The sequence below is a fragment of the Streptomyces sp. NPDC029292 genome (assembly GCF_055569295.1).
In genome coordinates this window covers 111,732-120,247 of sequence record NZ_JBVHXR010000017.1, presented here as the reverse complement: position 1 = coordinate 120,247, position 8,516 = coordinate 111,732, and the positions used below count along the sequence as shown (strand labels likewise).

General features: G+C 67.8%; 5 protein-coding genes. 3 read left to right on the top strand and 2 right to left on the bottom strand.

Features of this window, described 5'->3' with window-relative positions; all coding sequences use genetic code 11:
• Positions 1-380: 380 nt before the first annotated feature.
• Both ACZ4WS_RS32165 and ACZ4WS_RS32160 read left to right on the top strand, forming a co-directional pair.
• Entirely contained in the window at positions 381-710 is a 330-nt protein-coding gene (locus ACZ4WS_RS32165; protein ID WP_467986060.1) for a hypothetical protein, read from the top strand.
• A gap of 57 nt (positions 711-767) precedes the next feature.
• Positions 768-1,592 carry a sugar-binding domain-containing protein gene (locus ACZ4WS_RS32160; protein WP_467986058.1) on the top strand — a complete coding sequence of 275 codons (825 nt, stop codon included), beginning with the start codon at positions 768-770 and terminating at the stop codon, positions 1,590-1,592.
• Positions 1,593-1,833: 241 nt separating this feature from the next.
• Here ACZ4WS_RS32160 and ACZ4WS_RS32155 read toward each other — a convergent pair whose 3' ends face one another.
• Complete coding sequence (locus ACZ4WS_RS32155) at positions 1,834-2,808, bottom strand: alpha/beta hydrolase (protein ID WP_467986056.1); 975 nt, start codon at positions 2,806-2,808, stop codon at positions 1,834-1,836.
• A 418-nt stretch (positions 2,809-3,226) separates the two neighbouring features.
• Positions 3,227-5,089 carry a glycoside hydrolase family 76 protein gene (locus ACZ4WS_RS32150; protein ID WP_467986054.1) on the bottom strand — a complete coding sequence of 621 codons (1,863 nt, stop codon included), beginning with the start codon at positions 5,087-5,089 and terminating at the stop codon, positions 3,227-3,229.
• A 380-nt stretch (positions 5,090-5,469) separates the two neighbouring features.
• Here ACZ4WS_RS32150 and ACZ4WS_RS32145 point away from each other — a divergent pair, with 380 nt between their 5' ends.
• Positions 5,470-8,367: an alpha-L-rhamnosidase-related protein gene (locus ACZ4WS_RS32145; RefSeq protein ID WP_467986052.1), complete on the top strand. Its 2,898-nt coding sequence runs from the start codon at positions 5,470-5,472 to the stop codon at positions 8,365-8,367.
• Positions 8,368-8,516: the final 149 nt, after the last annotated feature.

The window sequence follows — 8,516 nt, the reverse complement described above, 5'->3', positions numbered from 1 at the left end:
TGTTTTTTTTTTTTTTTTTTGGGGGGGGGGGGGGGGGGGGGGGGGGGGGGGGGGGGGTCTCCCCCCCCCCCCCCCCCCCCCCACCTCAGCCCTGGGCGGATGTTGGATCACCTGACCCCTCCGGGCCCGAGAGCAGTAGTCCGGAGCGTGGGTGTGCGGACGCCTCGTCATAGCCACAGCCGGTCAGTATCGCTTCGGTCCGTGCCATGACGACCACCGGATCAATGCCCTTCAGCGGCAGTACGTCGAATACCGACGGATCAGGCCCTACGTCAGGTGTCTTGACCCGGCGGCTCCGCCGTTCTAATTCTGTCATGTCTGTGACAGTTCAGCATTCTGGCTGCCGTTCGAAATACCGAATCTTAGGCGGAGTGGGCGACATGGCGATGAATGATCAGAGACGCGATGACGATGCGGAGGAGCAGGCCGGTGATGACGTACCAGTGCACTCGCGCGGTACCGCGGACGGTGTGACGCGGCGTCGGGCGCTGCAGCTCGGAGCGGTGGCCGCGGGCACTGCGGCGTTCGCGTGGGAACAGTCGGCCGCAGCAGCCGCCGATGATGATCCCGCCCAGGCCGTGTGGGCACGTGAGCGGTCGTTCGACGAAGGGTGGCTGTTCTTCCGCGGCGACGCGAACGGTGCCGAGGCGCCGTCCTTCGACGACGGTTCCTGGCGGGCGCTCGACCCTCCGCACGACTGGAGCATCTAGGACCTCCCGTACGCCACATCCGCCGACGGCGGCGCGACCAGCGACCCGTCCCTCCTCGTGCTCAAGGAGCCCGACCCGACCCAGCCCGAACCCCCGCAAGTGATCGGCCCGTTCGACACGAAGAACAGCCAGAACGGCGGCTCGACCGCGTACACGGTGGGCGGGATGGGCTGGTATCGCAAGCACTTCACGGTGCCGGAGCTCGCGGGCGACCGGGGTGCGCCGCATGTCGAGTTACGGTTCGACGGCGTCTACCAGAACGCGGACGTCTGGCTGAACGGCGTGCACCTGGGCTTCCACCCCTACGGCTACACGTCGTTCGCCTACGACCTCACCCCGTATCTGAACCCGACGGGGGCGAACATGCTCGCCGTCCGGGCCGACAACAGCGGCCAGAACAGCCGCTGGTACTCGGGGTCGGGGATCTACCGGCATACGTGGCTGACGGTGACGGGGCCGGTGCGGATCCCGCTCTGGGGCGTTCACGTGACGACGCCCGAGGTGAGCGAGAGCCGCTCGACCGCTCACGTGGCGGTGTCGGTCGCCAATCTCGGTGCGCAGTCCGCATCGGCGTACGTACGGGTCACGGTCCACGACCCGCGCGGGCACGTCGTCGCCACACGACAGGCACCCGCGCAGAGTGTCGCTCCGGACGCCACGGCCGACTCGTCGCTCGAACTCCCGACTCGCGATCCTCCGACCCGCGAAGAGACCGGGCCGGGTCACACTCACGGCGAGCGCCCCCGGACTGCGGCCCGCGACGCTCACGCTGCCGGTGGGTCAGGTCGGTCGACGCCCGCAGAACCCTTGAGGTTTCCCTCCCTGGTGACGGCGACTGTCCGCGAGCGGCACGACGAGGAGGGCTCCCCGCCACCACGCTGACGTTGGTCGGAGCCAGGCACATAGGTGAACGTGTCGCTCGCCTCCTTCGCCACTCCGCTCGGCATCCGGTGAGGGCCTGGAGCGGGACCCGAAGCGCAGTCACGGAGCGAGCAGGACCCGTTTCCAACGGAGTTGGAATCCGGCTCGGCCGAACATCTGGCGCCTGAGCATCTTGAGGAAGCTCAACACGCTCATCGGCGAAGCAGGAACCGCCGAAGCGTCACCACTGACATCATCGCTGTCAGTCGTGCAGGGCGGTCTTGAGTGCGTCGATGGCGAGGTGACGAGCGACCTTGGTGGCGTTGGTGTCACGGAGGAGGTCCAGCATCAGGAAGTCGTGGACCATGCCCAGAACGCGGACCGCGGTGACGTCGACGCCGGCTTCACGCAGCTTGGCCGCGTAGGCCTCGCCCTCGTCACGCAGGACGTCGGCCTCGTCGGTGATGACCAGGGTCGGGGGCAGGCCGCGCAGCTGGTCGATGCTGGCCCGCAGCGGCGAGGCGTAGGGCTCGGCGCGCTGGGCGGCATCGGTGGTGTATTGGTCCCAGAACCAGATCATTCCGTCCCGGGTCAGGTAGTCCCCGTCCGCGAACTGCAGGTAGGACGGGGTGTCGAAGTCGGCGTTGGTGACGGGGTAGAGCAGGATCTGGCAGCCGACCCGGACATCATCGCCCCTGTCCTTGGCCATCAGGGCGAGGGCCGTGGCCATGTTTCCGCCCACGGAGTCGCCGCACACGGCCAGGCGCGAGGCGTCCAGGCCGTGCTGTGCGCCTTCGCGGACGGACCATTGGGCCACGGCGTAGTTCTGCTCGATCTGGGTGGGGTACTTGGCCTCGGGGGCCCGGTCGTAGACGGGGAAGACCGCAGCCGCGCCGGCGCCGACGGCGAGTTCGCGTACGAGGCGGTCGTGGGTGTTCTCGTCGCCAAACACCCACCCGGCTCCGTGGATGTAGAGGACGACCGGAAGCGTCCCGGAGATGCCGCGCGGGCGCACGATGCGGGTGCGTACCTGCCCCCACCTGCCGGCGTCGACGGTCACCCATTCCTCCTCGACGTCGGGTTTCGCGACACCTTCTCCGGTCTGCAGGCCGGCGAGGATGTCACGCCCCTGATCCGGCGGCACCTCGTAGATCCGCGGATGCGGGGAGGTCGCCTCGGTCAGGTCCTTCGCCGCGGGCTCCAGGATCGGAGTGGGAGGGGGAAGCACTGCAGTCATGCTGATCTTCCTTTCCCTGCAGGGTTGGGGCAGCAACGACGCCAGCTGAACTATTTGCACATATATATGCAACTTTGATCAGGATAGCGGGGCGGCGGCACGCCCGCGATCGCACCGGTCCGTCCCTGGGCGGGCAGTGGAAGGACAACGGCAACGTGCTGATGAACACGCCACGCCCCCGTGCACACCGGGCACTGCAACCCGAATGGATCGACCCGTTCCACAAACCGCACGGCACGGCGGATCGCCGCGTACAGATCGACCTTGGATTTCGACAGGCGCATCGGTGCCCCCGGCGAGAGGAGCACAGCCATCGTCCCACCACAAGGCCCCAAGTGCCGTTCAATCTCAGCGACATCGTCTTGGCCGACACGACGGTGCCATACGCGCTGAACGGCAAACGACATCGCGTGACAGTTCACCCGGCGGCCGCGGTAAGCGCGCCGAGGGCACTGGCCTGGGTGCGCCAGTCGGTCTGGTTCGGGCCGGTGCCCGCCCAGCGTTCACCGAGGGCGTTGAGGGAGGTGCGGTCGTTCGCCCAGATCGAGTCCGACTGCTTCTGGACGTACGAGGTGTAGGTGCTGGTTCCGGTGGCCTTGGCGAGGTCGGCGAAGTGCCGCATGAAGATGCCCTTGAACTGCTTGGCGTTGTCGTCGCAACTCGCCGAGCCGACATCGCAGTTCTCGGTGAGCACCCCGCCCACGGTCAGCTGCGAGCTGGACATCGCGGCGTCCGCCAGAGTGCGGGCGGTGGTCAGCGCCGAGGTGTCCCCGTTCGCCTTGTACAGCTGGAGGAAACCGCCGATGGCCAGCCCCTGGTTGTAGCTGTAGACGGTCTGGCCGTTGTTGGCACAGGTCGACGAGTTCAGCCCGTCGTTCACCAGACCCGAGGAGTTGATCAGCCCGCTGGACTTGTACCAGGCCGCGGCCGTCGTCGCCCGCTGGAGCCATACGGTGTCGCCGCTGAGGCGCTGGTGCAAGGACGCGGTCAGCCACAGGTACAGCCCGTTGGTCACCGCGTTCTTGTAGGTGCGCTCGCGGTCCCACCACACGCCACCGCCACAAGTGCTGTCCCAGTACTGGTTGATGTACGTGGTGATGGTCACCGCCTCGTTCAGATAGCGGGAGTTGCCGGTGTAGTCGTACGCGTCCAGCCAGGCCACGGCCCACCAGCCCGCGTCGTCGATGGCCCGGCTGATGAAGTGGCCCTCGATCGCGTCCGAACTGCGCACGCCGGCCGCGAAGGTGCCCTTGTTCTGATCGAAGGTGCGCGCGATGACCCAGTCGTAGTCATGGTTGCCGGAGGTCTTCGCGTAGTCGATCAGAGCGGTGAGGGTGGCCGCCGAATTCCACCAACTGCTCTTCCACCAGCCTTCGTACGGGTCGTACGACGCCATCAGCGCGTCCGCCCCCGCCCGCGCCCGCGACGGCGCCGGCCGCACCCAGGCGGTGCAACTCCCCTCATTGTGACTGGCCTCCCGGCCGCAGGCGCGGACCGCGCCGCCGTACAGGAGACCGCGCGGATCGCGGGTGGCGAACATCGTGGTGCGGGTCGTGGTGGAACCGGACGGCGTGCTGGTGCGGCCGAGCGAGGACCCGTCCGGCCAGGTCGAACCGCCGTCCCAGGAACGGTCCAGCCAGATCTCGTCGCCCGAGCCGCCGCCCTCGATGCTGCCCCACGCCATGGAGTTCTTCTGGTCGACGTGCAGCCGGATCGTGCGGCCGTACAGGGTGGTCGAGGACACCGGCTGGTCGTCACCGGCCGCCTGGCCGGGGTCGGTTCGGTCGCACAGCGTGTCGCAGACAGTCGGGTAGACCCAGTCCGTGCAGCCCACCGCGCTCGCGTCGCCGCAGGCCCGGACCAGACCGCGCTTGCGGTTGCTCGGGTCGGTGATGTTGTACATCAGCGTTCTGGTGCCGGTCCAGGTACTCGGGATGCTCGCCTTGCCCAGCAGCCCGTCCCAGGTGCTCGCGCCGTCCCAGGACCGGTCGATCCAGACCGAGTCGCCGGGCGTGCCGCCGTCAATGCTGGCCCATGCCATGTCGTCGGCATCGGACACATGGAGCTTCAGCCGGCGGCCGTTGAGGTCCTTGGTCGACACCGGGAAGGTCTCCTGCTGGGCCAGCGAGGGATCCCGCGTGTCGCAGAACAGCGCGCACACCGTGGTGGCGGCGGACGCGGGCGTCGACAGGGGAACCAGCGCGCCGGCGGCGACCATGGCGGTGACGAGGAGCAGTCTGATCAGCCTTCTGACAACGTTGTCTTCGCGCAGGTCCGTCATCGAACTCGCCTCGCTCTTGGGGGTGGGGGCGCCAACAAGCGCGCTCTTCGACAACTCGACAGGCTCGCCGGTCAGCCTTGATCCGAGCGCTGGTCCGTACCTGTCTCGGAGGAAGTGAACCGCCGTGTCGAGTCCCTGTCAATGACGCGAGGCCTTCCATTCCCTGACTTGAAACGTGCCACACGCGGTGGGTTGACACCCCAACTCCCCACCCTCATCATCGGTGCAACTTCAGCGAGCTGCCTCACACAATCCCTTGCGTGATGAACCATTCCGGTTCCGATGACTGGAATTGAATCGATTCATCTCTCGCTTCACCTTCACCTCGTCGTCAGCGGAAAACTCTCCCCCACCTCGCAGTACCGACCCGGGAGGCACCCATGCGTCATCGCCGCTTCCTGCACTCCAGACGCACCGATCTCCGGCATACCGCCGGCCGTATCGTCACCCTCACAGCCCTGCTGACCGCAGGGCTCATCCCACCGGCCGCCGCCTCGACCGGGCCGGACACGACGGCCTCAACAGCCCTACGAACGGCGGCACTTGACGCCCTGAACTATTCGCCGACCTCGCGGACGCTCAAGCCGACCGCCGTGTACGGCACTTCGGGCAGTGTCGCGAATCCGGCGAACGTCCTGAACGGGCAGTCGACGCGTATTTCGGGGTCGCAGTCGGCCATCACCCTCGACTTCGGCAAAGACGTCGGCGGTGTGACAACGTTGTCCTTCGGCTCCACCAGCGACGGCGGCCAGCGGGTGGGCCTGGCCTTCAGCGAATCGTCCCTGTACGTGGGGAACAGCAGCGATCGGAGCAGCGGCCGCGACGGTGAGGACGGGGCCGTCTACGGCTCGGCGCCCGCCAACGGCACGTACACGGTGCCTACAGCACAACTACGCGGCGGTTTTCGCTATCTGACGATCTTTCTGAACACCTCGGGCTGGGTGGACTTGAACGGCGTGAGCCTCAGCTTCACGGCGGCGCCCGGAAAGTCGAACCCGGCGGACTACGCCAACTACTTCTCCTCCAGCGACGATCAGCTGAACCGCATCTGGTACGCGGGTGCGTACACCGTGCAGCTCGACACCATCGCCTCGGACCAGGGACGGGCCTGGCCGGCGCCGTCCTCCGCGTGGGACAACAGCGCGACGGTCAGCGTGGGCGACAGCGTGCTGGTGGACGGTGCCAAGCGCGACCGTACGGTGTGGCCCGGCGACCTCGGGATCGCCGTACCGACCCAGTACGCGTCCACCAACGATCTGGTCTCGACGCGCAACGCGCTCACGACGATGTACAACGCGCAGTCGTCGGCGGGTGAAATCCCTTGGTCCGGCCCGCCGTTCAACCTCACCGGCTCGGACACGTACCACACGTGGACGCTGCTGGGCTCGGCCACGTACTACACCTACTCCGCCGACCGCAGCTGGCTCGACTCCGAATGGGCCAACTACAAGCGCGGGATGACCTTCATCACGAACAAGATCGACAGTAACAACCTGCTCAATGTGACCCGTACGCAGGACTGGGCGCGCGTCGGCCAGGGTGGCGAGAACATCTCGGCCAACGCGCTGCTGTACGCCACGCTCAAGTCCGGTGCGGCCCTGGCCACCGTGGAGGGCGACAGCTCGCTCGCCGCGAGCTGGACCAGTAAGGCCGCCGCGCTCAAGTCCGCCGCGAACTCCTTGCTGTGGGACGCGTCGGCGGGGATGTACCGGGACAACCCCACCAGCGCCTTGCACCCGCAGGACGGCAACTCCCTTGCGGTCTGGTACGGGTTGACCGACTCCGCGGCGAAGTCGAAGAGCATCGTCGCCGGACTCGGCACCCGCTGGGGTGCGTACGGGCCGACCACCCCCGAGTGGGGCGGCAACGTGTCCCCCTTCGCGGGCGGGATGGAGCTGAACGCCCGCTTCACCGCGAACGACGACTACGGCGCCCTGGCGCAGATCCGCCGCACCTGGGGTCACATGCTGGACAGTCCCGTTGGCACCAACAGCACGTTCTGGGAGGGGGTCAAGGCCGACGGCGGCCCGGCCTACGGCGGTTCGTTCATGAGCATGGCCCACGGCTGGTCGACCGCGCCGACCTCCACGCTGACCTTCGACGTGCTGGGCACCGCACCGGAGTCGGCGGCCGGCGACTACCGGTTCGTCCCGCACCCCGGCGATCTGACCAGCGCCGAGGGCCGCATCACGATGCCCCAGGGCCGCGTGAACGCGTCCTGGTCCCGCAATGCGAGCGCCGGCACCTACTCGGCGCAGCTCACCAGCCCCTCCGGCACCACCGGCCGGATCGGCGTTCCCAAGTTCGGCGGCAGCAACATCTCGGTGTCGGTGAACGGAGCCGTGGTGTGGAACAACGGCTCGTTCACGCCCACTTCGGGCATCACCGGCGCGAGCCAGGACGACACCTACGTCTATCTCACCGGTGTCGCCCCGGGCAGCTACAGCGTGAGTGCCACCGGCCTGGGCAATCCCACGGCGCCCGCCGATCCGGGCACCAGTGAGCTGCGGGCCGGTTTCACCCGGTGCGCCGGCGAGGGCGGCACGTGCTCCTTCAGCGGTACGCGGGTCGTGGCCTACGGGGCCGGGTCGTACACGTACAAGACGGTGGCCGACAGCACTGCCTGCACCAACGCCTCCTTCGGCGGCGATCCTGCCAAGAATCTCGTCAAGTCCTGCTACGTGGCGGATTCGGGTGGCCCGCCCGGATACACCACTTGCGCCGGCGAGGGAAGCAGCTGTTCGGTTCCCGGCTACAACCGCAAGGTGGCGTACGGGGCCAACGGGTCCTTCGCCTACCAGGTCACCAACGGTTCCGTCGCCTGCACCAACGCCCACTTCGGCGATCCCGTCGACGGTGTCGCCAAGTCCTGCTATCTGCCGCCCGTGGGCGGCCCGTCAGGCAACTGGACCAAGTGCGCTGCCCAGAACGGCACTTGCTCCGCCGCCGCAGGACAGCCGGTGATGTACGGCGCCTACGGAGCGTTCAGCAAGGTCACGGCCACCGGCGACACCGCATGCACCGACGCGGTCTTCGGTGACCCCATTCCCGGGGAGTCGAAGGCCTGTTACACCGCCACGGGAGGTCCGCCCGGATACGGCACGTCCTGCGCCGCCGAAGACAGCACCTGCAGCTTCAGCGGAACGCAGACCGTCGCGTACGGCGCACGGGGTCGCTTCCTCTACAAGTCGTTCACGAGTGGAACTCCCTGTACGACGGCGGCTTTCGGCAGCGATCCGCTGCCGGGTGTCACGAAGTCCTGCTATCTCACGACCTGAACAGCGCCGCTGAGGGCGAGTGCTGCGCAAGGGCTGGACACCCGTCACACGGCGTGCTGTCATCCGCGGGTGCTGCCCTTTCCCTCGTTGGAAAGAGGACTGGCGCAGCACCCGCCCACGCGGCGGTCCCGACCCGGGGACCGGCCCGT